The 24,026-nt window shown below is 66.4% G+C and carries 30 protein-coding genes; 15 read left to right on the top strand and 15 right to left on the bottom strand.

What is annotated here, in order from left to right; translation table 11 throughout:
- Positions 1-55 precede the first annotated feature (55 nt).
- The 5 genes from HJG53_RS09315 to pyrE form a co-directional block, all read right to left on the bottom strand.
- Entirely contained in the window at positions 56-1,072 is a 1,017-nt protein-coding gene (locus tag HJG53_RS09315; RefSeq protein WP_254447696.1) for an AI-2E family transporter, read from the bottom strand.
- A gap of 41 nt (positions 1,073-1,113) precedes the next feature.
- Positions 1,114-1,980 carry a signal peptidase I gene (gene lepB / locus HJG53_RS09310; RefSeq protein WP_368039568.1) on the bottom strand — a complete coding sequence of 289 codons (867 nt, stop codon included), beginning with the start codon at positions 1,978-1,980 and terminating at the stop codon, positions 1,114-1,116.
- A gap of 11 nt (positions 1,981-1,991) precedes the next feature.
- The gene (acpS, locus tag HJG53_RS09305; protein WP_171129875.1) at positions 1,992-2,393 is read right to left on the bottom strand and encodes a holo-ACP synthase; all 402 of its coding nucleotides are present in this window, start codon (positions 2,391-2,393) and stop codon (positions 1,992-1,994) included.
- Positions 2,394-2,532: 139 nt separating this feature from the next.
- Positions 2,533-3,255, bottom strand: coding sequence for a pyridoxine 5'-phosphate synthase (locus HJG53_RS09300; protein WP_171129873.1), 723 nt, complete (start codon positions 3,253-3,255; stop codon positions 2,533-2,535).
- On the bottom strand, positions 3,252-3,833 hold the full coding sequence (gene pyrE / locus HJG53_RS09295; protein WP_171129871.1) for an orotate phosphoribosyltransferase: 582 nt from the start codon (positions 3,831-3,833) through the stop codon (positions 3,252-3,254). The genes HJG53_RS09300 and pyrE overlap by 4 nt, the downstream gene beginning before the upstream one ends.
- A 166-nt stretch (positions 3,834-3,999) precedes the next feature.
- Between pyrE and coxB the strand changes: the two genes are divergently transcribed.
- From coxB to HJG53_RS09235, 12 genes are all read left to right on the top strand, one after another.
- Entirely contained in the window at positions 4,000-5,091 is a 1,092-nt protein-coding gene (coxB, locus tag HJG53_RS09290; RefSeq protein ID WP_171129869.1) for a cytochrome c oxidase subunit II, read from the top strand.
- Positions 5,091-6,785: a cytochrome c oxidase subunit I gene (gene ctaD / locus HJG53_RS09285; protein ID WP_171129867.1), complete on the top strand. Its 1,695-nt coding sequence runs from the start codon at positions 5,091-5,093 to the stop codon at positions 6,783-6,785. The genes coxB and ctaD overlap by 1 nt, the downstream gene beginning before the upstream one ends.
- A 192-nt stretch (positions 6,786-6,977) precedes the next feature.
- Positions 6,978-7,163: a hypothetical protein gene (locus HJG53_RS09280; RefSeq protein ID WP_171129865.1), complete on the top strand. Its 186-nt coding sequence runs from the start codon at positions 6,978-6,980 to the stop codon at positions 7,161-7,163.
- Between the two features lie 58 nt (positions 7,164-7,221).
- Positions 7,222-8,127, top strand: coding sequence for a heme o synthase (locus tag HJG53_RS09275; protein WP_171129864.1), 906 nt, complete (start codon positions 7,222-7,224; stop codon positions 8,125-8,127).
- Positions 8,124-8,264: a hypothetical protein gene (locus tag HJG53_RS09270; protein ID WP_171129862.1), complete on the top strand. Its 141-nt coding sequence runs from the start codon at positions 8,124-8,126 to the stop codon at positions 8,262-8,264. The genes HJG53_RS09275 and HJG53_RS09270 overlap by 4 nt, the downstream gene beginning before the upstream one ends.
- Complete coding sequence (locus HJG53_RS09265) at positions 8,261-8,815, top strand: cytochrome c oxidase assembly protein (protein WP_171129860.1); 555 nt, start codon at positions 8,261-8,263, stop codon at positions 8,813-8,815. The genes HJG53_RS09270 and HJG53_RS09265 overlap by 4 nt, the downstream gene beginning before the upstream one ends.
- Before the next feature lie 32 nt (positions 8,816-8,847).
- Complete coding sequence (locus HJG53_RS09260; protein WP_171129858.1) at positions 8,848-9,690, top strand: cytochrome c oxidase subunit 3; 843 nt, start codon at positions 8,848-8,850, stop codon at positions 9,688-9,690.
- Positions 9,691-10,200 carry a DUF3291 domain-containing protein gene (locus HJG53_RS09255; protein ID WP_171129857.1) on the top strand — a complete coding sequence of 170 codons (510 nt, stop codon included), beginning with the start codon at positions 9,691-9,693 and terminating at the stop codon, positions 10,198-10,200.
- A 25-nt stretch (positions 10,201-10,225) separates the two neighbouring features.
- Entirely contained in the window at positions 10,226-10,792 is a 567-nt protein-coding gene (locus HJG53_RS09250) for an SURF1 family cytochrome oxidase biogenesis protein (RefSeq protein ID WP_171129855.1), read from the top strand.
- 11 nt (positions 10,793-10,803) lie between these two features.
- Positions 10,804-12,198 (top strand): threonine synthase, encoded by a 1,395-nt coding sequence (gene thrC, locus HJG53_RS09245; RefSeq protein ID WP_171129853.1) that lies wholly within the window; start codon positions 10,804-10,806, stop codon positions 12,196-12,198.
- On the top strand, positions 12,191-13,054 hold the full coding sequence (locus HJG53_RS09240) for a class I SAM-dependent methyltransferase (RefSeq protein WP_368039551.1): 864 nt from the start codon (positions 12,191-12,193) through the stop codon (positions 13,052-13,054). The genes thrC and HJG53_RS09240 overlap by 8 nt, the downstream gene beginning before the upstream one ends.
- Before the next feature lie 41 nt (positions 13,055-13,095).
- The gene (locus HJG53_RS09235; protein WP_368039550.1) at positions 13,096-14,526 is read left to right on the top strand and encodes a S41 family peptidase; all 1,431 of its coding nucleotides are present in this window, start codon (positions 13,096-13,098) and stop codon (positions 14,524-14,526) included.
- Here the strand turns inward: HJG53_RS09235 and dinB are convergent.
- The 7 genes from dinB to HJG53_RS09200 all read right to left on the bottom strand — a co-directional run bounded on the left by dinB (position 14,523) and on the right by HJG53_RS09200 (position 19,636).
- Positions 14,523-15,599 (bottom strand): DNA polymerase IV, encoded by a 1,077-nt coding sequence (gene dinB, locus HJG53_RS09230; protein WP_368039549.1) that lies wholly within the window; start codon positions 15,597-15,599, stop codon positions 14,523-14,525. The genes HJG53_RS09235 and dinB overlap by 4 nt on opposite strands.
- 35 nt (positions 15,600-15,634) lie before the next feature.
- Positions 15,635-16,786 (bottom strand): CaiB/BaiF CoA-transferase family protein, encoded by a 1,152-nt coding sequence (locus tag HJG53_RS09225; protein WP_171129849.1) that lies wholly within the window; start codon positions 16,784-16,786, stop codon positions 15,635-15,637.
- Between the two features lie 168 nt (positions 16,787-16,954).
- A complete protein-coding gene (locus HJG53_RS09220; protein ID WP_171129847.1) occupies positions 16,955-18,148 on the bottom strand; it encodes an acyl-CoA dehydrogenase in 1,194 nt (397 codons plus the stop codon).
- Positions 18,149-18,306: 158 nt separating this feature from the next.
- The gene (locus HJG53_RS09215) at positions 18,307-18,492 is read right to left on the bottom strand and encodes a hypothetical protein (protein WP_171129845.1); all 186 of its coding nucleotides are present in this window, start codon (positions 18,490-18,492) and stop codon (positions 18,307-18,309) included.
- Between the two features lie 255 nt (positions 18,493-18,747).
- Positions 18,748-19,200: a nucleoside deaminase gene (locus tag HJG53_RS09210; RefSeq protein WP_254447665.1), complete on the bottom strand. Its 453-nt coding sequence runs from the start codon at positions 19,198-19,200 to the stop codon at positions 18,748-18,750.
- Positions 19,201-19,214: 14 nt separating this feature from the next.
- Positions 19,215-19,346: a YqaE/Pmp3 family membrane protein gene (locus HJG53_RS09205; protein ID WP_171130659.1), complete on the bottom strand. Its 132-nt coding sequence runs from the start codon at positions 19,344-19,346 to the stop codon at positions 19,215-19,217.
- Positions 19,347-19,381: 35 nt separating this feature from the next.
- Positions 19,382-19,636 carry a hypothetical protein gene (locus tag HJG53_RS09200; protein WP_171129843.1) on the bottom strand — a complete coding sequence of 85 codons (255 nt, stop codon included), beginning with the start codon at positions 19,634-19,636 and terminating at the stop codon, positions 19,382-19,384.
- A 148-nt stretch (positions 19,637-19,784) separates the two neighbouring features.
- Between HJG53_RS09200 and rpmB the strand changes: the two genes are divergently transcribed.
- The 3 genes from rpmB (at position 19,785) to HJG53_RS09185 (ending at position 21,126) form a co-directional block, all read left to right on the top strand.
- Positions 19,785-20,072: a 50S ribosomal protein L28 gene (rpmB, locus tag HJG53_RS09195; protein WP_171129840.1), complete on the top strand. Its 288-nt coding sequence runs from the start codon at positions 19,785-19,787 to the stop codon at positions 20,070-20,072.
- A gap of 81 nt (positions 20,073-20,153) precedes the next feature.
- Positions 20,154-20,609: a Rid family hydrolase gene (locus HJG53_RS09190; protein WP_171129838.1), complete on the top strand. Its 456-nt coding sequence runs from the start codon at positions 20,154-20,156 to the stop codon at positions 20,607-20,609.
- Between the two features lie 118 nt (positions 20,610-20,727).
- Positions 20,728-21,126 carry a glycine zipper 2TM domain-containing protein gene (locus tag HJG53_RS09185; protein WP_171129836.1) on the top strand — a complete coding sequence of 133 codons (399 nt, stop codon included), beginning with the start codon at positions 20,728-20,730 and terminating at the stop codon, positions 21,124-21,126.
- A 66-nt stretch (positions 21,127-21,192) separates the two neighbouring features.
- Here the strand turns inward: HJG53_RS09185 and HJG53_RS09180 are convergent, their stop codons facing one another.
- From HJG53_RS09180 to flgL, 3 genes are all read right to left on the bottom strand, one after another.
- Entirely contained in the window at positions 21,193-22,077 is an 885-nt protein-coding gene (locus tag HJG53_RS09180; RefSeq protein WP_171129834.1) for a flagellar motor protein MotB, read from the bottom strand.
- 1 nt (position 22,078) lies between these two features.
- On the bottom strand, positions 22,079-22,942 hold the full coding sequence (motA, locus tag HJG53_RS09175; protein WP_171129833.1) for a flagellar motor stator protein MotA: 864 nt from the start codon (positions 22,940-22,942) through the stop codon (positions 22,079-22,081).
- Between the two features lie 157 nt (positions 22,943-23,099).
- Complete coding sequence (gene flgL / locus HJG53_RS09170; protein ID WP_171129831.1) at positions 23,100-24,026, bottom strand: flagellar hook-associated protein FlgL; 927 nt, start codon at positions 24,024-24,026, stop codon at positions 23,100-23,102.

Genomic DNA, 24,026 nt, shown 5'->3' with positions numbered 1-24,026 from the left:
GCCCAGAAGGGCGGAAAGGAACGCGCGATCCTGGACCCCTGCTTGCGCAGGGGAACTAGGAGGTTGCCGCCTTTTCTTCTTCCCGCTCCGAGCCACGCTCCAGCCAAACTTTGATCATCGCGGTGATCGGATCGGCGAGGAGCAGGCCCATGAAGCCGAGCAAGGTGCCGAGCAGGATCTGCGTGCCGAGCGTGAGGGCGGGCGGCAGGTCGACCGTCTTTCGCGCGACGATCGGCAGCAGCACATAGCCGTCGAAGGTCTGCACGACGAAATAGGTGCCGATCGCCCATAGACCCGTGTCGACGCCGGCCGAGAAGCCGACCGCGACCATGATCACGCCCGAAATGAAGGCGCCGACGTTGGGAATGAAAGCGAGCAGACCGGTCAGGATGCCGAGCAGCAGCGCGATCGGCACGCCGCCGATGCTGAGCGCGATCCAGGTCAATATGCCTTCGACGACCATGCCGAGCAGGCGCCCGGCCATCAGTCGGCGCATCGTGTGCGCCATGCGATCGATGGTAACCCGCGTGTGCGGGCGTTGGCGGGTCGGGATCAGCCAGGCGAGGCCGCGTTCGTAGAGCCGTGGCTCAAGCGCGATGAACAGGCCGATGACGATGACCAGGAACGCGCTGGTCAGCGCGCCGAAGACCGTGCCGACATAGCCGGTGATGCGTCCGATCGAGCCGAGCGCCTGGCGGCCGAAGTCCATCAGGTCCTTCTGCGCCGGCACGATGCCCATGCCCGACAGCCAGGCGATGAAGCGGGTGCCCTGCGCCTGCAGTGTCACCCAGAGCTGTTCTGCTTGGTTCGCGATCTCGACCCCAGTCCAGTAGAAAACGCCCGCGATAAAGGCGAGCGCGGCGAGCAGCACGATCGTGATCCGCCAGCTGCGGCCGATCGGGAGTACGCGCCCGAGCAGACGCGCCCCTCCATCGAGCATCGATGCGAAGACCAGGCCGGCGAAGATCAGCAGCAGGGGCTGGACCAGCAGCACGGCAAGGGCGAGCGCGGCGGCGATGCCGAACCAGACGCCGGCGCGCTTCATCTCCGCCCGGACGAGCGGATCGCGCATTTCGGCAGGAGCTGCGGTGGTGACGGGGGCGAGTTCCTCGCTCACCGGGCGTCGGCTTCCTGCGGGTGGAGCGAGGAGCCGGCGCGGCCGGGCCGCAGCGCCTCGAGCCAGCTGATCGGATTGTACCATTCGGCGGTGCCGTCGAGCGAGAAGGTGATGAACTCGGCGCGGCCGCCGATATTCTCCCACGGCACCGGCCCGCCCAGCCCGCCCTCGGCCAGCGACACGCGGCTGTCGGCCGAGCGGTCGCGATTGTCGCCCATCAGAAAAACGTGATTGGCGGGAATCGTCATCGGCGCGAAATCGTCGGTGCGGCTCGCGCCGAGCTCGATCGTGTCATAGCTGCGGCCGTTGGGCAGCGTCTCGCGCACGATCGGCAGTTCGCAATAGGGCTTGCTGTCCGGGCCGGTGACGAGCCGGCCGGGAAACTGGATGTCGCTGCACGGTGCGTTCTCGTCCACCGGCAGCAGGCGCGGCACGGGCAGGCTGCGCTTGATCGGCACGCCGTTGATCAGCACGGCGCCATTGCGCATCTCGAGCCGATCGCCCGGCAGGCCGATCACGCGCTTGATATAGTCCTGGCGCGCGCCCGGCGGGGACACGATCACCACATCACCGCGCTTGGGCAGGCTGCCGAACAGCCGGCCCGGCATATAGGGCAGCAGGTGAAAGGTCGGCGACACGAACGACCAGCCATAGGGATATTTGGTGACCACGAGCCGGTCGCCGACCAGCAGCCCCGGCATCATCGATTCGGACGGAATATAGAAGGGCTTTGCGATGAAGCTGTGAAAGCCGAGCACGGCCAGGATCAGCCAGAAAATGCCCTTCGCTTCGCTCGCCCAGTCGGTGCCCTTCTTCGGCGTCGTCGCCGGCGTGGCGGCCTCGACCTTGTCGCCTTCGTTCACTTCCAATCCCTTCACAGCGGCACCGCCTCGATGATGACGAACGCCTGTGCCCAGGGATGATCGTCGGTCAATGTCAAATGTATCTGGGCCTTGTGCCCGGGCGGAACAAGCGCGTCGAGCGCGGCTCGCGCCCCGCCTTCAAGCGCGAGCGTCGGCGCCCCCGACGGCGCGTTGACCACGCCGATATCCTTCATGAACACGCCGCGACGAAAGCCGGTACCGACCGCCTTGGAGAAGGCCTCCTTGGCGGCAAAGCGCTTGGCATAGGTGCCGGCGCGGGTGAACGGCCGGCGCGCCGCCTTGGCGCGTTCCTTGTCCGTGAACACCCGCTTCTCGAAGCGCTCGCCGAACCGGTCGAGCGAGGCCTGGATCCGCTCGATGTTGCACAGGTCGGAACCCAGACCAATTATCACTCCAGATCCTCCCCGGAACGGGGAGGGGGACCGCGCCGCGCAGCGGCGTGGTGGAGGGGGCCCGGGGACCTGCGCAGGCGGAGGGCCCCCTCCACCATGCTGCGCATGGTCCCCCTCCCCGTCCCGGGGAGGATTTCACTCACCGCGCGCTCTCCATCAGGGCCTTCATCCGGCGGACACTCTCTTCCAGCCCGATGAAGATTGCCTCGCCGACCAGGAAATGACCGATGTTTAGCTCGGCGAGCTGGGGGATGGCGGCGACCGGCACGACATTGTCGAAGGTAAGGCCATGGCCCGCATGCGGCTCGATGCCGTTCTTGGCGGCGAGCGCGGCGGCGTCGGCAAGACGCTTCAGTTCCACTGCACGGTCAGTTTCGGCGAGATGGGCATAGCGGCCGGTGTGCAGCTCGACGACGGGCGCGTGGAGGCGCAATGCCGCTTCGATCTGCGCGGGTTCCGGTTCGATGAACAGGCTGACGCGGATGCCGGCGTCCAGCAAGCGGGAGACGATCGGGGCGAGGTGGTTGTGCTGGCCGCGGGCGTCGAGCCCGCCCTCGGTGGTGCGCTCCTCCCGCTTCTCGGGCACGATGCAGGCGGCGTGCGGCCTGTGGCGCAGCGCGATCGCCAGCATCTCGTCGGTGGCGGCCATTTCCAGGTTCACCGGCAGGCGCGTTTCGCTCATCAGCGCGTCGAGATCGAGGTCGCGGATGTGGCGCCGGTCCTCCCGCAGATGCACGGTGATGCCGTCGCCGCCGGCCTGCTCGACCACTCTCACCGCCCGCATCGGCTCGGGATGCTCACCGCCGCGCGCGTTGCGAATGGTGGCGACGTGATCGATGTTGACGCCGAGGCGCAGGGTCACGCCGCGCGGCTCCCCGGCTTCACCGCAGGAATGGCCGCTAGTTCGGCCGGAAGCTTGTCCGCCTCATAGCTGGGCACGTCGAGTCGGATCAGCGGAAAGAAGGGCACGCCCAGATCGGCCGTGCCGTTCGATCGATCGACCAGGGCGGCGGCGGCGATCACCTCCCCGCCCGCGGCGCGAATCGCGGCGATCGCTTCGCGCGACGAGAGGCCGGTGGTGACCACGTCCTCCATCATCAGCACCTTCTGCCCAGGCGAGAGGCGAAAGCCGCGGCGCAGCTCGAAAGTGCCGGTCGGGCGCTCCAGGAACATAGCGTCGACGCCCAGAGCGCGCGCCACTTCCTGGCCGGCGATCACGCCGCCCATGGCCGGGGACACCACTGCTTCGATGCCGGTCCGCACCTCCGCCGGCAGCTTGGCGGCCAGCGCCTCGGCCAGCCGAGCGCCACGTGCCGGGTTCATCAGCACCCGCGCGCATTGCAGATAGCGCGGGCTGCGCAGCCCGGAGGAGAGGATGAAATGCCCTTCCAGCAGCGCCTCGGCCGCGCGGAATTCCGCCAGAACCTCGTCTTCGGTCATGGCGCTGCGGCATAGGCGCGTGATCCCGTGCAGGCAATCCGCCCGAAAGGCGCGCCGAACCGCTTGAGAGAGCGGAAAACCGTGCCTATAAGCCGCGCCAAATCACGTTTCGCACGTCCGTTGCCGAGCGTCGTCCCGCGCAACCACGGTATAGAACAGGAAGCCTATGAAGCTCGCCAAGACCCTCCTGCTTGCCCTTGGACTGGCGCTCGCGCCGGCGGGTGCCATGGCGCAGAACGCGACGCAGGATGCGGGGACGCTCGTCGCCACGCCGGCGGAGACCAAGGAAAGCGCGGCACAGCCGGACGTGGCGCACACCGCGGCCGCGGTGAATATTCCCTCGGTCGCACCGATCGCGGGCATCGGCATGCCGGTCGATCAGCGGATCACGCTGCAGGAACAGGTCAGCCCCAATGGCCGCAAGGCGCTGTGGATGCACGACTATGTGCTGGTGCCGATGATGATCGGCATCTCCGCGCTGGTGCTGCTGCTGCTGCTCTATGTGATCGTGCGCTTCCGCCGCGCGGCCAATCCGGTGCCGTCGCGCACCTCGCACAACACGCTAGTCGAGGTGATCTGGACGCTCGTGCCGGTGCTGGTGCTGGTCGCGATCGCCATTCCGTCGATCAGCCTGCTCGCCGCCCAGTTCAAGCCGGCCGGCAAGGACGCGCTGACCATCAAGGCGGTCGGCAACCAATGGTATTGGACCTACCAATATCCGGACAATGGCGGGTTCGAGATCGTCTCGAACATGCTGCAGGACAAGCCGGCTCCCGGCGGCAAGGCGCGGCAATATGCCGATGGCCCGCGCCTGCTGGCGGTCGACAACCGCCTCGTCATTCCGGTCGGCCGCGAGATCCGGCTGCAGACCACGTCGAACGACGTGATCCACAGCTGGGCGGTCCCGGCCTTCTGGTTCAAGCTCGACGCCGTGCCCGGCCGCATCAACGAAATGACGTTCAAGGCCGAAAAGGAAGGGGTCTATTTCGGCCAGTGCTCCGAACTGTGCGGTGCGCGCCATGCCTTCATGCCGATTTCGGTCGAGGTGGTGTCGCCGGCGCGATTCGCCGCCTGGGTCGCGTCGAAGGGCGGCACGATGGGCGGGGCGAAGTCGCCGCCGCTGGTCGCGCCCAAGGCGGCCGATGCCGTGACCGCGGGCCCCGAGCCGATCAGCGCCACCGACACGCCGACGCCCGGCACCGCCACTCCTCCCGCAACCAGCCAGGGCGGCCAGCCCAACACGACGGGTAACCAGTAATGACCGATATCGCAGCCTCGCCGGCGGAGTTTCACGCCGATCACGCGCATCACCACGCGCATGATGCCGACCATAAGCCGGGCTTTTTCGCCCGCTGGTTCATGTCGACGAACCACAAGGACATCGGTACGCTCTACCTGATCTTCGCGATCATCGCGGGCATCATCGGCGGCGGTATCTCCGGCCTGATGCGCGCCGAGCTGGCGGCTCCGGGCGTCCAGTATCTGCAGGGCTGGGCCCAGATGATGGGCGAAACCAATGCGACGATGGATCAGGCCTATCACCTGTGGAACGTGCTGATCACGGCGCACGGCCTGATCATGGTGTTCTTCATGGTCATGCCGGCGATGATCGGCGGCTTCGGCAACTGGTTCGTGCCGATCATGATCGGTGCGCCGGACATGGCGTTCCCGCGCATGAACAACATTTCGTTCTGGCTGCTCGTCCCCGCCTTCATCCTCCTCCTGGGCTCGACCTTCGTACCCGGCGGCACCGGCAATGGCGCAGGCACCGGCTGGACCGTCTATCCGACGCTGTCGACCACCGGCAGCCAAGGTCCCGCCGTCGACATGGCGATCCTGTCGCTCCACCTGGCGGGCGCTAGCTCGATCCTGGGTGCGATCAACTTCATCACCACCATCTTCAACATGCGCGCGCCGGGCATGACGCTGCACAAGATGCCGCTGTTCGTCTGGTCCGTGCTCGTCACCGCCTTTCTGCTGCTGCTGGCGCTGCCGGTGCTTGCCGCTGCGATCACCATGCTGCTGACCGACCGCAACTTCGGGACGACCTTCTACGATCCGTCCGGCGGCGGCGATCCGGTGCTTTACCAGCACCTGTTCTGGTTCTTCGGCCACCCCGAAGTGTACATCATGATCCTGCCGGGCTTCGGCATCGTCAGCCAGATCATCGCGACCTTCAGTCGCAAGCCGGTCTTCGGCTATCTCGGCATGGCCTATGCGATGGTCGCGATCGGCGTGATCGGCTTCGTCGTCTGGGCGCACCACATGTTCACGACCGGCATGAGCGTGAACGTGAAGATGTACTTCACGGCGGCCACGATGGTGATCGCGGTGCCGACCGGCATCAAGATCTTCAGCTGGATCGCCACCATGTGGGGCGGCTCGCTGAGCTTCAAGACGCCGATGCTCTGGGCGCTGGGCTTCATCTTCCTGTTCACGGTCGGCGGCGTGACCGGCGTCGTGCTCGCCAATGGCGGCGTCGACGACGTGCTGCACGACACCTATTATGTCGTCGCCCACTTCCACTATGTGCTGTCGCTGGGCGCCGTGTTCGCGCTGTTCGCGGGCTTCTACTACTGGTTCGCCAAGATGAGCGGCCGGCACTATAACGAGTTCCTGGGCCAGCTGCATTTCTGGGTGTTCTTCGTCGGCGTGAACCTGCTGTTCTTCCCGATGCACTTCCTGGGCATGCAGGGCATGCCGCGGCGCTATCCGGACTATCCGGACGCCTATGCCTATTACAATCAAATGGCCTCGATCGGCTATGCGGTGATGGCGGCGGGCATGGCGATCTTCTTCGTCAACCTGTTCTGGTCGCTGTTCGCGGGCCGCAAGGCGGAGGACAATCCCTGGGGCGAAGGCGCGACGACGCTGGAGTGGACGCTCTCCTCGCCGCCGCCGTTCCACCAGTTCGAGACGCTGCCGGTGATCGACGGCGGCAGCCACCACTAACCCCTTCGCCGCAAGGCCAAGCAGAAGAGAGGCGGGGCTTCGGCTCCGCCTCTTTTTTGTTTCTAACCTGGGTTGATCCGTCGCTGTTCGGGCCGTCCGCCCGCAACCAAAGTCGGTCCGCATCGTTACACAAGCGGAGCATTTGCTCCTGGTGTGGGATTGCCGCGCCCGACGTTTTCAAAGGAGCCCAACATGCAGCGACTAAGCACCCTCGAGCGGGCGTTTGCGCTGGCTGCGTCCGGCTCCTGCCGAACGGTCGCCGACATCCGCATTCAGCTGAAGAGGGAGCAGCTCGATTCCGTCGACGCGCACCTGTCCGGCTCGCTGATCCAGCGACAGCTCAAATCCCGTTTGGAGCAGGCGAACGCCGCCGCCTGACGGCAGGGGCAAAGCGGCTTTCCCTTGGGCGAAGCCGCGCCTATATGGCGGCCATCTCATGATCGCTGCCGAATCCTCGACGCCGCTGCCGGCCGACTGGCGGGACATTTTCGCGCTGACCAAGCCGCGCGTGATGTCGCTCGTCGTGTTCACGGCGCTGTGCGGCCTGCTCGCCTCCCGTGCTCCGATCGACCCGGTGCTCGGGTTCACCGCCATCCTCTGCATCGCGCTGGGCGCCGGCGCGTCGGGCGCGCTCAACCAATGGTATGAGGCCGATCTCGACGCCAAGATGAAGCGGACGGCCAAGCGGCCGTTGCCGGACGGCCGCATGGATCGTACCACCGCCCTGCATTTTGGCGTCGGTCTGGCCGGCTTTTCGGTCGTGCTGCTCGGCCTCGCGACCAACTGGCTGGCGGCGGCGATCCTCGCCTTCTCGATCTTCTTCTACGCCGTCGTCTACACGGTCTGGCTGAAGCCCAACACGCCGCAGAACATCGTCATCGGTGGCGCGGCCGGCGCCTTTCCGCCGCTGCTCGGCTGGGCGGCCGCGACCGGAGACGTGACGCTGCTGCCGGCGCTGCTGTTCATGATCATCTTCCTGTGGACGCCACCGCATTTCTGGGCTCTCGCGCTGTTCGTGAAGACCGATTACGCGGCCGCCGGCGTGCCGATGCTGCCGGTCACCGCCGGCGCCAGGGCCACGCGGGCGCAGATCATGCTCTACAGCGTCGCGCTCGCCGCTTCTGCTGTCGCGCCTTGGGTGCTTGGTCTGACGGGCATCATCTACGGCGCCGCTGCCGTGGCGCTCAACGCGATCTTCTTCGCGCTGGCGTGGCGCGTCTGGCGCAACACCGCCACCGACGCCGCCCAGATGCAGCCGGAGAAGAAGCTGTTCGGCTTCTCGATCCTCTACCTTTTCATTCTGTTCGCGGCGCTGGTCGCGGATCGGTTGCTGCTCGCATGAGCGACCGCGACCGGCAGAACGAGATCCGGGCGCGTCAGCGCTCGCGCGCGGTGGTGACGGCGCTCATCCTGGGTGCGCTCGCCATCCTGTTCTTCTTCATCACCATCGCCAAGATCAGGAGCATGGGCGGCGCATGACCGACCTCGCGGCCCGCAACAAGCGATCGGCGGCCTTCGCTGCGCTGATGGCGCTGTTCATGGTGGCGCTCGGCTTTGCCGCGGTGCCGCTCTATCGCATCTTCTGCCAGGTAACCGGCTTCGCCGGCACCACCGGCCGGGCCACCGACGCCGATGTGCCGTGGAAGCCGGCGGCCGGCACGGTGATGGTCCGCTTCGACGCGAATATGAGCCCCGGTATGCCGTGGCACTTCCGCCCCGAAAAGTCGGTCGAGCAGGTGCGCGTCGGCGAGCGGCTGATGGCCTTCTACATCGCCGAAAACTTGAGCAAGCGGCCGATCACCGGCCGTGCGACCTATAATGTCTCGCCCGATCAGGCGGGCGCCTATTTCAAGAAGATCCAGTGCTTCTGCTTTACCGAGCAGACGTTGCAGCCGGGCGAACGCGTCCGCATGCCGGTCATCTACTTCGTCGATCCGGCGATGCTGAAGGACGCGGACGCCAAGGACGTGCAGCAGATCACGCTCAGCTACACCTTCTACCCAGTGGATTCGCCCGCAAAGCCTCGCTAGAGGCAAGGCAAAGACTGTATCAGGGAAAGCTCATGGCCGGCGCCAAGAACCACGATTATCATATCCTTCCGCCCAGCCCCTGGCCGCTGATCGGCGCATTCGCCGCACTGGCGATGGCGGCGGGTGGCATCATGTGGATGCATCAGGCGGCGTTCGGCGGCTGGGTGTTCTTCCTCGGCCTCGCCGGCGTGCTGTTCACCATGTACAGCTGGTGGTCCGACGTGATCAAGGAAGCGCATGCCGGCGATCACACGCCGGTCGTGTCGCTGCACCTGCGCTACGGCATGATCCTGTTCATCGCGTCCGAAGTGATGTTCTTCGTCGGCTGGTTCTGGGCCTGGTTCGATTTCTCGCTCTTCCCGGTCCCGATGACGTTCTCGGAAGGCAGCGCGACGCTCAGCGAGACGGCCGCGGCGGTGTGGCCGCCAAAGGGACTCGAAGTCATCGACCCCTTCGCCTTTCCGCTCCTGAACACACTGATCCTGCTCTGCTCCGGCACCACGGTCACTTGGGCCCACCATTCGCTGATCCATGGCGATCGTGACGGGCTGAAGAAGGGGCTGTGGCTGACGATCATCCTCGGCATGATCTTCACCAGCATCCAGGCGTTTGAGTACATCCACGCCGAAATCCCATTCAAGGGACTGAACTACGGCGCTGCCTTCTACATGGCGACCGGCTTTCACGGCTTCCATGTGCTGATCGGCACGATCTTCCTGATCGTGTGCCTGGTGCGCGCCTATCGCGGCGACTTCACCCCACGCCAGCATTTCGGCTTCGAAGCGGCTGCCTGGTACTGGCACTTCGTCGACGTCGTATGGCTGTTCCTCTTCATCGTCGTCTATGTCTGGGGCAGCTGGGGTGCGGCCCACTAGATGAACGCCCGGGGCTGGCACCTCGCGCAGATCAATGTCGGGCGGCTGGTACGGCCGTCCGGCGATCCGCAGGTCTCCGGCTTCTTCGCCGAGCTCGACCGGATCAACGCGCTGGCCGATGCGAGCCCCGGGTTCGTGTGGCGGCTGCAGAGCGACAGCGGCAACGCCACCGACATCCAGGTCACGGATGATCCGCGCTTCATCCTTAACATGTCGGTCTGGACCGACGCGGATGCGCTGTTCGCCTTCGTCTATCGCAGCGCGCATACCCCAGTGATGGCGCAGCGCCGCGACTGGTTCGACCGCTTCGACGGCGCCTATCAGGCGCTGTGGTGGTTGCCGGCCGGCACCATCCCCTCGGTCGAAGACGGGCTGGCGCGGCTCTGGCGCCTGGATCGCTTCGGCCCGACGCGCGACGCCTTCACCTTCAAGGCGCGCTTCCCGAGTCCGGACCAGACCGGCCTGCCGGTCGATATGCAGCCCGACCCCTGGTGCGTCGGCCGCGCCTAGGCGCTGGTGCGGCTGAGCCCTGCCGATGATCCGGCTGCCTCTCATCCCCACGCTTATCGTCGCTGCCGCCGTCGCCGTGATGATCTGGCTCGGCCTGTGGCAACTCGATCGCCGTGCGCAGAAGGAGGCGGCGCTGGCGCGCTATGCCGCCGCCCAAGGTCAAGCGCCAATCCCATGGCCTGAACAAGTCGATCCGCGCGATCCGCCGCTGTTCCGCCGCTCCGGTCTCGATTGCCACGCGGTTGCCGGCTGGCGCGAGGAAAGCGGCCGCAACCTGCGCGGTGAGGCGGGCTGGGTGCACATCGCCGAGTGCCGCACCGTTGAGGGCAGCGCCAATGTGGTGGTGGGCTGGTCGAGCCGGCCGGATCGCCCGAACTGGCGCGGCGGGCAAGTCGCCGGCGTGATTGGTCCCGATCGAAGCCGCACCATCCGCCTGATCGCCGGCCAGGCGCCTGCCGGGCTTCTGCCAGCGCGGCCGCCCTCGCTGGAGGACGTGCCGAACAACCACCTGTCCTACGCGATCCAGTGGTTCTTCTTCGCCTTCACAGCCCTCGTCATTTACTTTCTGGCCCTGCGCCGCCGCGCCCGGTAAGTCGCGCGGCGATGGACTATGTGAGCACCAGGGGGGCGGCGCCGCGGCTCGACTTTCGCGGCGTGACGCTGGCGGGGCTGGCGAGCGACGGCGGACTGTACGTGCCGGCGGCCTGGCCGCATTTCTCGCGGGACGAGATCGCGGCGCTGAACGGCCTTTCCTATGTCGAGACCGCAGTGAGGGTGATGCGCCCTTTTGTCGGCGATGCGCTCGGCGAGGAAGAACTGCGCTCGCTCTGCACGCTTGCCTATGGCCGGTTCGCGCACAGGGCGGTCACCCCGCTCGTCCAGTTGGATGCTCAGCATTGGCTGCTGGAGCTGTTCCATGGACCGACGCTCGCCTTCAAGGATGTGGCGCTGCAGCTGCTGGGGCTGCTCTTCGAACGGTTCCTGCAGGACAGCGACGCACATCTGACGGTGATCGGCGCGACGTCAGGTGATACCGGATCGGCGGCGATCGACGCACTCGCCGGTCGCGCCAAGGTCGATATCTTCATGCTGCACCCGCATGGCCGGGTGTCGGACGTGCAGCGGCGACAGATGACGACGGTCAAGGCGCCCAATGTTCACAACATCGCGGTCGAGGGCAATTTCGACGACGCACAGGCGCTGGTGAAGGCAATGTTCGCCGACCGCGACTTTGCCGGGCGGTTCACCCTGTCCGCCGTCAACTCGATCAACTGGGCGCGGCTGATGGCCCAGATCGTCTATTATTTCTACGCCGCCGTCCGCCTTGGCGCGCCCGATCGGCCGGTCGCCTTTTCCGTGCCGACGGGCAATTTCGGGGACGTGTTCGCAGGCTATGCGGCGGCGCAGATGGGCCTGCCGGTCGCGCGGCTGATCGTCGCCACCAACGTCAACGACATCCTGCATCGCGCCCTGTCCTCCGGCGACTATTCGGCCGGGGAGGTGACGCCCACGGCTGCACCGTCGATGGACATTCAGGTCAGCTCGAATTTCGAGCGGCTGTTGTTCGACCTCGATCCCGCTGCGGTTCCGGGTCAGATGACCGCGTTCGCGCAGGATCGGGCGATGCATCTGACGGATGCGCAGCGGCACGGCGCGTCTACGCTGTTTGGCAGCGCGCGAATCGATCCAGACGGCATGGCCATGGCGATGCGCTGGGCGTGTGAAGGATCCGGTCAGGTGCTCGATCCGCATACCGCGATTGGCCTCGCCGCCGCGTGCTCCGCCGGTCTGCCGGCCGATGTGCCGGTGGTGACGCTCGCCACGGCTCACCCCGCCAAGTTCCGCGATGCGGTCGAACGGGCGACTGGAATCCGCCCGTCGCTGCCGTCGCGGGTCGGCTCGCTGTTCGAGCGGGACGAGCGCTATGACGTGCTGCCCGCGGCGCTCGGCCCCGTCACCGCCTATATCGCGGAGCGCGCGACGCCCGCCCGTGCCTGAGCTGCAGACGCTGATCGCCGAACCCTGGGCGGATTACGGGCTGCTCGATTCGGGGCATGGCCGCAAGCTGGAGCGCTATGGCCGCTTCCGCTTCATCCGGCCCGAGCCGCAGGCCATGTGGGCACCGGCGCACGCCGACTGGGACGCGGATGCGGAGTTCGTGCCCGGCTCCGACGAGGAAGGCGGCGGCCGCTGGCGTTTCGACCGCCCGGTGCCGCGCGAGGGCTGGCCGATGCGCTGGGAGGAGGTGCGTTTCACCGCGCAATGCACCCCCTTCCGCCACCTCGGTTTCTTCCCCGACATGGCGCCGGTCTGGCAGTGGATGCGGGGGCTGCAGCCAAGGTCCGCGCTCAACCTGTTCGGCTATACCGGGGTCGGCACGCTCGCGCTGGCGGACGCCGGCGCCGAAGTCGTGCATGTCGATGCATCGAAAAAGTCCGTCGAGGCGGGGCGCGGCAATGCGGTGCTTGCCGGAATGGCGGATCGCCCGATCCGCTGGATCGTCGACGACGCGGCGAAGTTCACCGCCCGCGAGGTGCGTCGAGGCCGCCGCTATGATGGCATCATCCTCGATCCGCCCAAATTCGGCCGCGGCCCAGAAGGTGAGGTCTGGCGGCTGGAGGAAAAGCTCGCACCGCTGCTCGCCGACTGCCGGCAGCTGCTTGATACCGAATCGCGGTTTCTGTTTCTGACCGTCTACGCCGTGCGCATGTCCGCGCTCGCGATCGGGCAATTGGTTGAGCAGCTGTTCGGCGATCTGCCGGGCCGCGTCGAGATGGGCGAGCTCGCCGTGCGCGAGGAGGCGCGCGGCCTGCTGCTGCCCACCGCCATCTGGGCGCGCTGGCGGAGCGTCTGAGCCTCTGGTATAACCCGCTGGTTTTGCGGGGAGTTTTGTACGTGAAGCGCTGGCGTGGCTTTGGCGCGCTGCTGAGTTTGGCAGCGATTCTCACATCTTGCGGCGGTGGTGGCGGGTCCTCCGGCGGCGGTGCGGGTTCGTCCGCGCCGGCGCCGACCTCCAGCGGCTCGAGCTCTGCGTGCACGCTGCAGGCGCGGCAGAACTGGGCGCAGGGCGTGCTGCAGGAATGGTATCTCTTCCCCGAGACGCTGCCCGCGAACCTGGATGGCAGCGGCTATGCGACCGTTCAGGCCTATATCGACGGACTGACGGCCACGGCCCGTTCGCAGGGCCGGGACCGGTTCTTCACCTATCTGACCTCGATCCGCGAAGAGGATGCCTATTACGACAGCGGCACCACCGCCGGCTTCGGCTTCCGCCTGTCGACCGATGCCGCCCAGAAGCGGGCGTTTGTCGCGGAAAGCTTCGAAGGTGCGCCGGCCTTTGCCGCAGGGCTCGACCGCGGCGATGAGATACTGGCGGTCGGCGACTCGCCCGGCGGGCTGCGCTCGGTTGCCGACATCATTGCCGCGGAGGGCACCGGCGGCGTCTCGGCGGCGCTCGGCCCCAGTACGGCCGGCGTCACACGCACCGTGCGGCTGAGCGGCCCTTCGGGCACGCGCGACGTCACGATGACGAAGGCGGATTATACGCTGCAGCCGGTCTCCAGCCGCTATGGTGCCCGGATCATCGACGATGGCGGGCGGAAGATCGGCTATCTCAATCTGCGCACCTTCATCAGCACCGCCGACTCGCAGTTGCGCACCGCCTTCGACCAATTCCGCGGGGCGGGTGTCACCGAACTGATCATCGACCTGCGCTACAATGGCGGTGGTCTGGTCTCGACGGCGGAGCTGATCGGGGACCTGCTCGGCCGGGCCCGCTTCTCGTCCGAAGTGCTCAGCCGCGTCACTTACCGGCCCGAGAAGGCGTCGCGGAACGAGACGCGCTTCTTCAAGCCGCAGGCCCAGTCGATTGCGCCGATGAAGATCGCATTCATCGGCACCGGCTCGACCGCCTCGGCCAGCGAGCTCGTGATCAACGCGCAGATCCCGTATCTCGGCCCGAACATGGCGCTGATCGGCGGCAACACCTATGGCAAGCCGGTCGGGCAGATTGCCATCGACCGCTCCGCCTGCGACGACCGGCTGCGCGTCGTCGCCTTCTCGACCCGCAACGCGGCGGACTCGGACGCCTATTTCAACGGCCTTGCCGCCACGGTGCCGAACAGCTGCACGGCGGCGGACGATATTAACTTCCCGCTTGGCGATCCGCGCGAGGCGTCGGTCGCGCGCGCGCTCGACTTCCTTGCCGGGCGGACCTGCACGCCGATTGCGGTGGGTCAGAGCGGGCAGAGCCTGGCCGGGCGGCGGCTGCTCTTGAGCCCCGCTGCGCCGAATACCGCGCAGCGCGAGGTGCCGGGCCTGTTCTAGCTGCCGAACAGGGGCAGCAGTTCAGGTTGCTCAATCTCGTCATTAACGAAGTTCGAGAGCGTGACGCCGACCAGCCGAATCCCTTTTTCCGGCGGCAGTACCGCGCGGATCAGCGCCAGGCTCGCCTCGTGCAGCGCCGCGCGGCTGCGCACCGGCGCCGGCTGGGTGCGGCTGCGGGTGATGATCTGGAAGTCGCCATATTTGACCTTCACCGTGACGGTGCGGCCATAGGACTGCGCCTTTTCGCACCAGGCCCAAACCTCGTCGGCCTGGCCGATCACGCCCGCCTCGATCGCCGCCGGATCGGTCAGATCCTCGTTGAAGGTCGTCTCCGATCCCGATGACTTGCGCTCGCGGTACGGGTTCACCTCGCGGTGATCCTCGCCGCGCGCGATCGCGTGATACCATTCCGCCGAACTGCCGAAATGCTGCTGGAGGAAGGTGAGCGAGCAGGCGCGCAGGTCCGCGCCGGTCTCGATCCCCAGCCGCTGCATCTTCTTCGCCGTGACCGGCCCCACGCCATGGAAGCGGCTGACTGGCAGCGTCTCGACCCAGGCGGCGCCCATGTCCGGCGTCACCGCGAACTGGCCATTGGGTTTGCGGTGATCGGAGGCGAGCTTCGCCAGGAACTTGTTGTACGAAATGCCGGCCGAAGCGGTGAGGCCGGTTTCCTCGAGGATCCGGGCGCGAATTTCCTTGGCTGTCGCCCAGGCGGTCGGCAGGCCCCGCTTATTGGCAGTGACGTCCAGATAGGCTTCGTCGAGCGACAGCGGCTGGATCAGGTCCGTATAGTCGGCGAAGATCGCATGGATCTGCCGCGACACCTCGCGATACCGGTCGAAATGACCGCGCACGAAGATCAGATTCGGGCATTTCCTCAGCGCGGTCACCGACGGCATGGCCGAACGCACGCCGAACTTGCGCGCCTCATAGCTGGCCGCCGCCACCACCCCGCGCGGGCTGGGCGAACCCACCGCGACCGGCTTCCCCTTCAGCGACGGATCGTCATGCTGTTCCACCGACGCGAAGAAGGCGTCCATGTCGACATGGATGATCTTGCGGACGGGACTCACCCGGCCAGTGTAGCGTCATGCGAACAGACAGGGAACTAGCGCCAGCCCCAATCCCCGTCGTCGGCACCGAGAGCGGGGGGCGCGCGGCCGGCGACCATGGGCTCGCCGTCGATGACCACCGGCGATCGCACCTGAGGCAGGGTGCCGCCGGCGACATGCGGCGCCTGCAGCTGCACCTGCAATCCGCGCGCCTGCACCTGGGGGTCGGCAAACGCGTCGGCGATGTCGTTGATCGGCCCACCCGGCACGCCCTCGCGCTCCAGTGCGGCGAGCAGCTCCGCGCGCGTCATCTGCCGCGTGCGTTCGGTCAGCAGCGGGATCAGGCGCTCGCGATTGGCAATGCGTGCGGCGTTGGTCCTGAAGTCCGCGTCTTCGGCCAATTGCGGCACGCCCAGAATGGCGACGAAGCGCGCGAATTGCCCGTCATTGCCGACCGCGACGATCACACGCCCGTCGCTGGTCTCGAACGGCTGATAGGGCACGACATTGGGGTGGGTGTTTCCGGTCAGGCCCGGCGCGGTACCCGACACCAGATAATTCATCGCCTGATTGGCCAGCACGGAGGTCTGCACGTCGAGCAGCGCCATGTCGATCCACGCGCCTTGGCCGGTCTCGTGCCGGTGATTGACGGCGGCGAGGATCGCGGCGGCCGAATAGACGCCGGTGAACAGGTCCGCGACGGCGACGCCGGCGCGGGTCGGCTCGTCGATGCCCGTGATACTCATCATGCCGGCCATCGCCTGGATCAGATAATCATAGCCGGCGCGCGCAGCATAGGGGCCGGTCTGGCCGAAGCCGGTGATCGAGCAATAGATCAGCCGGGGGTTGAGCTCCTTCAGGCTGTCATAGTCGAGACCGTAGCGTTTTAGCCCGCCGGTCTTGAAGTTCTCGATGACGATATCGGCTTCCGCGGCGAGTTCCCGCACACGCGCCATGTCCGCGTCATTCTCGAAATCGGCGGTGACCGACCGCTTGCCGCGATTGCAGCTGTGGTAATAGGCGGCGGAGAGCGGCTCCCCATCCGCACCCTGGACGAAGGGCGGGCCCCAGCCGCGCGTGTCGTCGCCGGCACCGCGCCGCTCGATCTTGATCACATCCGCACCGAGATCGGCCAGCAGCTGTCCGGCCCAGGGTCCGGCCAGGATGCGCGCCAGTTCGAGGACCTTGAGCCCGGCGAGCGGCTTCATAACATTCCTCCCCTCGGCTCTGCCGAGGGGAGGGGGACCATGCGCAGCATGGTGGAGGGGCCGCAGCGAAGCGAGGACGTCTGCCGCTCCGCTCCGCTTCGCGCCCCTCCACCGCGCGCCTGCGGCGCGCGGTCCCCCTCCCCTGCAAGGCAGGGGAGGATCTGATGCTCAGAAAAACGCATTCAGCCCCGTCTGTGCGCGGCCCAGGATCAGGGCGTGCACGTCGTGCGCGCCTTCATAGGTGTTGACGGTCTCGAGGTTCATCAGGTGGCGCATCACGTGATATTCCTCGGAGATGCCGTTGCCGCCGTGCATATCGCGGGCGGTGCGCGCGATCTCCAGCGCCTTGCCGCAATTGTTGCGTTTGACGAGGCTCACCATCTCCGGTGCGAAGCGGCCTTCGTCCATCAGCCGGCCCACACGCAGCGAGGCGTGCAGGCCCAGCGTGATCTCGGTCTGCATGTCGGCCAGTTTCTTCTGGACGAGCTGAGTCTGCGCAAGGGGTCGGCCGAATTGCTTGCGTTCGAGCGTGTAGGCGCGGGCGCGGTGCCAGCAATCCTCCGCCGCGCCCATGGCGCCCCAGCTGATGCCGTAGCGGGCGCGATTGAGGCAGCCGAATGGTCCCTTCAGCCCCCGCACATTCGGCAGCAGCGCGTCTTCGCCGACTTCGACGCCGTCCATCATCACCATGCCGGTGGTGGACGCGCGCAGACTCAGTTTGCCCTCGATCTTCGGCGCATCGAGGCCGTTGGCGCCCTTTTCGATGACGAAGCCGCGGATCGCTCCGCCATGTTCGTCGGACTTGGCCCAGATGACGAACACGTCGGCGAAGGGTGCGTTGGAGATCCAGGTCTTGGAGCCGGAGATGCGATAGCCGCCGTCAACCTTCTCGGCCCGCGTGCGCATGCCGCCCGGATCGGAGCCCGCATCCGGCTCGGTCAGGCCGAAGCAGCCGACCCATTCGCCGCTGGCGAGCTTCGGCAGATAGCGCCGGCGCTGCTCTTCGGAGCCATAGGCGTAGATCGGATACATGACGAGCGAGCTCTGCACGCTCATCATCGATCGATAGCCGCTATCGACGCGCTCCACTTCGCGCGCGACCAGGCCGTAGGCGACATAGGATGCACCCGCGCAGCCATAATCCTCGGGCAGGGTCACGCCGAGCAGGCCGAGTTCGCCCATTTCGTTGAAGATGGCGCGATCGGTCTTTTCTTCGCGAAACGCGTCGATCACGCGCGGCAACAGCCGCTCCTGCGCATAGCCGTGCGCGACGTCGCGAATTGCCCGCTCTTCCTCGGTCAGCTGGTCTTCCAGCAGCAGCGGGTCATCCCAGCGAAGCGTGGCAAGCGGTTGCGCGGTCATGGCAGGTCTCCTGCGCCCACCTAGACGCTGGCACCGAGCCTCGTCGAGAGGAAGGATGTCGGCAGCGCCACCGGCGGGACTGCAGCACGCAAAAAAGTGCCCGCTCCCCCCCTGAAATGAGCGGGCACATTGCGGATGTCGAGAGCGGGGAGGCTGGCTTACATCCGCAAGGGCGATGTGATTGGCTCGCCGGCATCGCGCGCCAACTGGCGGACGCGCTCAAAGTGCAGCGAGGCGAGGCGCAGATGCGCGCGGGCGGCGGGAAGGACCTGGGTCGTCAGCCCGCGGTCCAGTTCGGCCGCTGCGCGGGTGGAGTGATAATTGATCTGATCGGGATCGGTCATGGAATTCCCCTGCTGACAGGGAAGCTCTTGCCATAAGGGGCGAGCGATTCGCGCTCACCCAGATCGTTGAGATGGATCAGTTTCGTCCAGCCACCTCAATGGCTTGAACGTAGGCCGCCGGAGAATATCGTCCCGTCAGCCTTGCGGCCGACGGGACGCCCGCCGCCCAGGGGGACCGGAGGCGGGACGGGGCCCATGCGGCGGCGCCTTTGAGCGAGCAATACCGTAGTTGCCGCAAATGCGACGACCGGAGCCTCAGCGCCGCTCCTCAAAGAAGCTCCGTAGCAGCGCCGCGGCCTGCGCCTCTCCGATGCCGCTGAATACTTCCGGGCGGTGATGACACGTCGATTGCGTAAAGAAGCGGGGGCCATGCTCGACCGCCCCGCCCTTCGGATCGGAGGCACCGTAGTAGAGCCGGGGAATGCGGGCGAGGGCGATGGCGCCGGCGCACATCGCGCAAGGCTCGAGCGTGACCCAGAGCTCGCAATCCTGAAGCCGATCTTCGCCCAGGGCCGCGGCGGCAGCCCGGATCGCGAGCAGCTCGGCATGGGCTGTCGGATCGTTGAGGCGTCGCGGCGCATTGGCCGCCTCGGCCACGATGGCGCCGTCGCGCACGATCACGGCGCCGACCGGTACTTCCCCCTTTTCGGCTGCGGCACGAGCAAGCGAAAGCGCCTGCTTCATCGGTTCCGGCAATGGGAAGCTCATGAACGGCGCTTAGGTCAGCGCGCCAGCACCGTCCACAAGGCGAATGCGACCCCCGGCAGCCAGGCGAGGCAGGTAAGGCCGGCCGCGATCCAGAAATCGCGGCCCATCCCTCGGTCGAGAAACACACCCAGGGGCGGCAGCAGCATTGCGCCGGCCACCGCCCCAGGGTTCACCGGACGTTTCACTTGTCCTTGTCTTCGCTCGCGTCCTGCTTGGCGGTGTCGACGTCGATGGTCGGGACCTTGACGTTCACCGTCTCGTTCTTGGTGCCGACATCGACATCGCCCACATCCGCGTCGACCTTGGGCAGCGCGCCGCCTTCGACCTTCACTTCCGGCAGGTCGCCGCCACGGCTGCTGAGGTTGATAAAGCCCGTGGCGACGCCGACGATCAGCAGCAGGACGACGACGGCAACGATAGTCAGCAATGGACGCATTTCATTTTCTCCCTTGACCCATGTTGGGCTCGACAACGTGTCGCGTGCGGAACGGTTGCATCGTCACCGACTCACGTTGACGCGGGCGCCGCCTGCCGCTATGCGCGCTGCCTTTCCGGGCAATCCCGAACTTAAGAGAGAATCGACGATGTCGCGCATTTGCGAGCTGACCGGCAAGGGCCGGCAGGTGGGCCACAATGTTTCCCACGCCAACAACAAGACGAAGCGCACGTTCCTGCCGAACCTGCAGAACGTCACGCTGATCAGCGACCGGCTGGGCAAGAGCGTGAAGCTGCGCGTGTCGACGCACGGGCTGCGCTCGGTCGAGTATGTCGGCGGCCTCGACAATTGGCTGCTCAAGACGAGCGAAGACAAGCTCGGGCCCACCGCCCGCAAGCTAAAGCGCGAGCTCGCCAAGCAGCAGCAGGCCGCTTAAGCGCCAGCTTCTTCTCTGCTAGACGCCAAAGCCGGCCGGAGCCCAGTTCCGGCCGGTTTTCGTCGTTCGGGAGGGCCTCTCATGTCGATTCGTGCGCTGCTTCTCGCCGCCGCCGCATTGTCATCTGCCGCGACCGCCGGCACGCGCCAGCAGGCGCAGGTCATCATGACCGAGCATCCGCAGGGCCGGCAGAACCAGGAAGACTGGGGCTATGCCGATGCGGTCGTCTCCGGCGACATGGTCTATCTTTCGGGTGTCGTTGCCGGGCAGCGCGAGGGCGAAACGCTGGAGGCGAGTTACACCCGCGCCTTCGAGCGAATCACGGGAATACTGGCACGCGCCGGGGCGAGCTGGGACGATGTGCTGGAACTGACCAGCTTCCACACGGACCTGCAGAGCCAAATGCCGGCGATCGTCGCGGTCAAGAAGCTGTTTGTGAAGCCGCCTGCCATCGCCTGGACGGCTATCGAGATCGTGCGCCTCATTCCCGATCGGGGGATCACCGAACTCCGGGTGATTGCCCGTAAGAGCAAGTGATCGCGGCATGAACGGACACCGAACCTGAACGGGAGCTAACCCGCACGTTCAGCACCGGATCACGGCCGTTCAGCCAAAAGCGTCTCCAAGCTCTTACGGGGCAAAAGGAGACACTGTCATGCTGAAGACCATCGGAATCATCGGCGCCGCACTAGCCACTGCCGTCACGGCAGTTCCGGCGCAGGCGCAATATTATGGCGGCGGCCAATATGGCCGCGGCTATGCCGCCGACCGCTATTATGGCGACCGTTACGGCCGGGCCGATCGCTATTACGGTCAGACCTACCGTGACCGCGGCTATTACCGCGACGGCCGCAATTATTACGGCCGCAATGGGTCCGGCTACCGCTGCCGCAGCAACGGCACGACCGGCACCATCCTGGGTGCCATTGTCGGCGGTCTGCTGGGTGACGCGGCCGTGGGTCGTCGCGGCGACGATACGGCCGGAGCGATCGTGGGCGCAGGCGCCGGTGCCCTTGCCGGCCGCGCCATCGAACGCAGCGGCAATCGCTGCTGACCAGTTTCTCCCCCGGTGGCGTAACGGGGAGACGGAGGCCGGAGCGGAAACGCTCCGGCCTTTTGCTTATCGGCCGGAGACGCCGCGGTAGAGCAGGGTGATCGACACACGACGGTTGCGCGGGTCGGCCGGATCCTTCTCGATGAACGGGTCGCGGTCGGCAACACCCTCGATCCGTTCGAAACGGCGTTCGACGATTCCGCCCATGGCCAGCTTGCGCCGCGTGGCCTCGGCACGGCCGCTCGACAGCATCCAGTTGTTCATCGCGCGCGGGTCGCCATAAGGCAGGCTGTCGGTATGGCCCCGGATGGAGAGCTGGTTCGGCATGCCCTTGACCGCTTCGGCGACCGTGCCGATCAGCTCGGCCGCTTCACCGTTCAGCGTCGTCGTGCCGAGCGCGAACATCGAATAGTCTGCATTGTCGATCAGGTCGATGCGCAGCCCGTCCCGAGTCGGCACGAAACGGACATGGTTGCGCAGCTTCTTGAACTTCACCGTGTCCAGCTGGGACGTCAGCCGCTGCCGCACATGGTTGAAACGCTGAATGTCCTCGCGACGCAACTGGCTGCCGCCACCGGAATCCGGTCCACCCTGGGCGTCGAGCGGGACCGTGAGCGCGCGGGTGCCCGTCTGCGACGCCTTGTGGGGATAGGCGTCCCGGTCGGTGAGCGACGATCCGCCGAGCAGACCGTTGCTGCCCGCGCTTTCGCGCTTGGTTTCGACCAGGGTCGGCGAGAAATAGTCGGCGATCGACTTGCGCTGCTTTTCGGTGGTGGCGCCGAGTAGCCACATCAGCAGGAAAAACGCCATCATCGCCGTCACGAAATCGGCATAGGCGACCTTCCAGGCGCCGCCATGATGGCCGTGCTCGCCTTCGACGATCTTCTTGACGATGATCTTGGGCGGCTCGTTGGATCCGGGCCGCGCCGGGATGGTCGCGCGCTTCGCCATCTTACTTGCCGCGCAGGCCGTCGAACACTTCGGCGAAGCTCGGCTGCATCGCATGGGCGATGCCGGACCGCGCGGCTTCGATCACCAGCGGCTGCGGATGACCGTGCAGCGACGCGATGATGATCTGCTTGACGGTCTGGTAGATGGCTGCATCCTCTTCCATCACATGCTTCAGGCGCGCGGCGAGCGGCGCGACAATGCCATAGGCGAGCAGCACGCCCAGGAAGGTGCCGACCAGCGCCGAGCCGATCATGCCGCCCAGGATCGCCGGTGGTTTGTCGATCGAGCCCATTGTCTTCACGACGCCCAGCACCGCCGCGACGATGCCGAGCGCGGGCAGCGCATCCGCCAGCGTCTGCAGCTGGTGAGCGGGGCCCATGGTCTCGTGGTGATGCGTCTTGATCGAGTTGTCGACGACCTCCTCGACCGCGTGCACGTCGAGCGTGCCGGACGAGACGACGACCAGCCGCAGCGTGTCGGCGATCAGATGAATGAGCGCCGAGTCCTTCAGCAGCTTGGGATATTCGGCGAACACCGCGCTCGATTTCGGATCCTCGACATGGGGCTCGAGCGCGATCGGTCCTTCGACACGCAGCATCTTCATCAGCCGCGAGACGAGGAAGATGACGTCGAGGAAATCCTGCTTTTTGTAGGTCGGACCCTTGAACGCCTTGCCCAGGCCGCCGCCCAGCGCCTTCAGCTGCTTGCCCGAATTGCCGATGATCAGCGCGCCGACGGCGGCACCGCCGATGATCAGCATCTCGTGCGGCAGGGCGTGCAGCACGGGTCCAAGCGCGCCGCCGGTGATCGCGAATCCGCCGAACACCATTGCGATGAGGACGACCAGACCGATTACAGGAAACATCGGGCTCTCGCCGCCTCCACCTTTACGCCGCCGCGGACCCGCCCGCGCCTGATCCCTAAGACGGCATTAGCCGTGCAATCTTGAGGAATAACTGTGGTTAAAGTGGCGGTAATCTGCGGATTCCCGGCTTGGCCCCCTCATGCGTAAGCGCGCGGGATCAGCGGATATAGTCGAACAGGCTCAGCTGGCTCAGCTTGGAAAAGCTCGCCTGGCTGGCTTCAAGGGCGAGCATCGTCTTCTGCAGCTCAATGACGTTGGCCTGGATATCGGTGCCCTCCAGTCCGGCACGTTCCAGTTCGGTATCCGTTTTCGCCTGGGCGAGACGCTCGGCCTCGATATCGAGCCGCGCAGCGCGCGCGCCGATCGAGGCTCGGCCGGCATAGACCTTGTCGGCAGCCTTGCTCAGCCCTTCGGTGCCGGCGGCGAGCGCCTGCTTGAGCGCGGCCTTGTCGGGGCTGCCACCGGGCGCCAGCGCCTTGGCGAGATCACCCACGATCTTGAACATGTCGGTGGCCGCACCGCCGACAGTCAAGCCTTCGAACAGGCGGGGGCCGCTGTCGGTCGCCTGGATCGACACGCCGGTGCCGATGGGCACGCCGGGCGCTTCACCGGAACCGGCAAAGGCGATGCTGCCGTCAGGCGCGCGCACATAGGCTTGGCCGCTCGTGCTGCCGCCGAACAGGGGCTCGCCACGCAAGTCGGTCGAGTTCGCGAGGCTGTAGAGATCCTCAAGGATCGCCTCCAGTTCCTTGCCGATCGCGGCGCGATTGCTGTCGTTCAGCGTGTCGTTGTTCGCACGAACGGCCAGTTCCTGCGCCCGCTGCAGATTGTTGGCGATGCTCTCCAGTGCATTGTCGGACTGGGCGAGCAGCGACTGGGCCAGCTTCACGTTCGACGCATATTGCCCCTGATCGGCCTGGGTGATGCCGAGCCGGGCGAGCCGGCCGGACGTGACCGGGTCGTCCGACGGCGCGGACAGGCGCTTGCCGGTCGCGATCTGCTCCTGCAGCCGGGCGGCATTGAGGTTCAGCGCACTCATCTGCCGATTGCGCGAGTCGAAAAAGTAGCCGGTGCCGATCTGCAT

It is taken from the genome of Sphingomonas sp. ID1715 (genome assembly GCF_013044515.1).
Taxonomy (GTDB): Bacteria; Pseudomonadota; Alphaproteobacteria; order Sphingomonadales; family Sphingomonadaceae; genus Sphingomonas_B.
The sequence above is the reverse complement of the archived record's forward strand: the minus strand, read 5'-3'. Positions and strand labels throughout refer to the sequence as shown.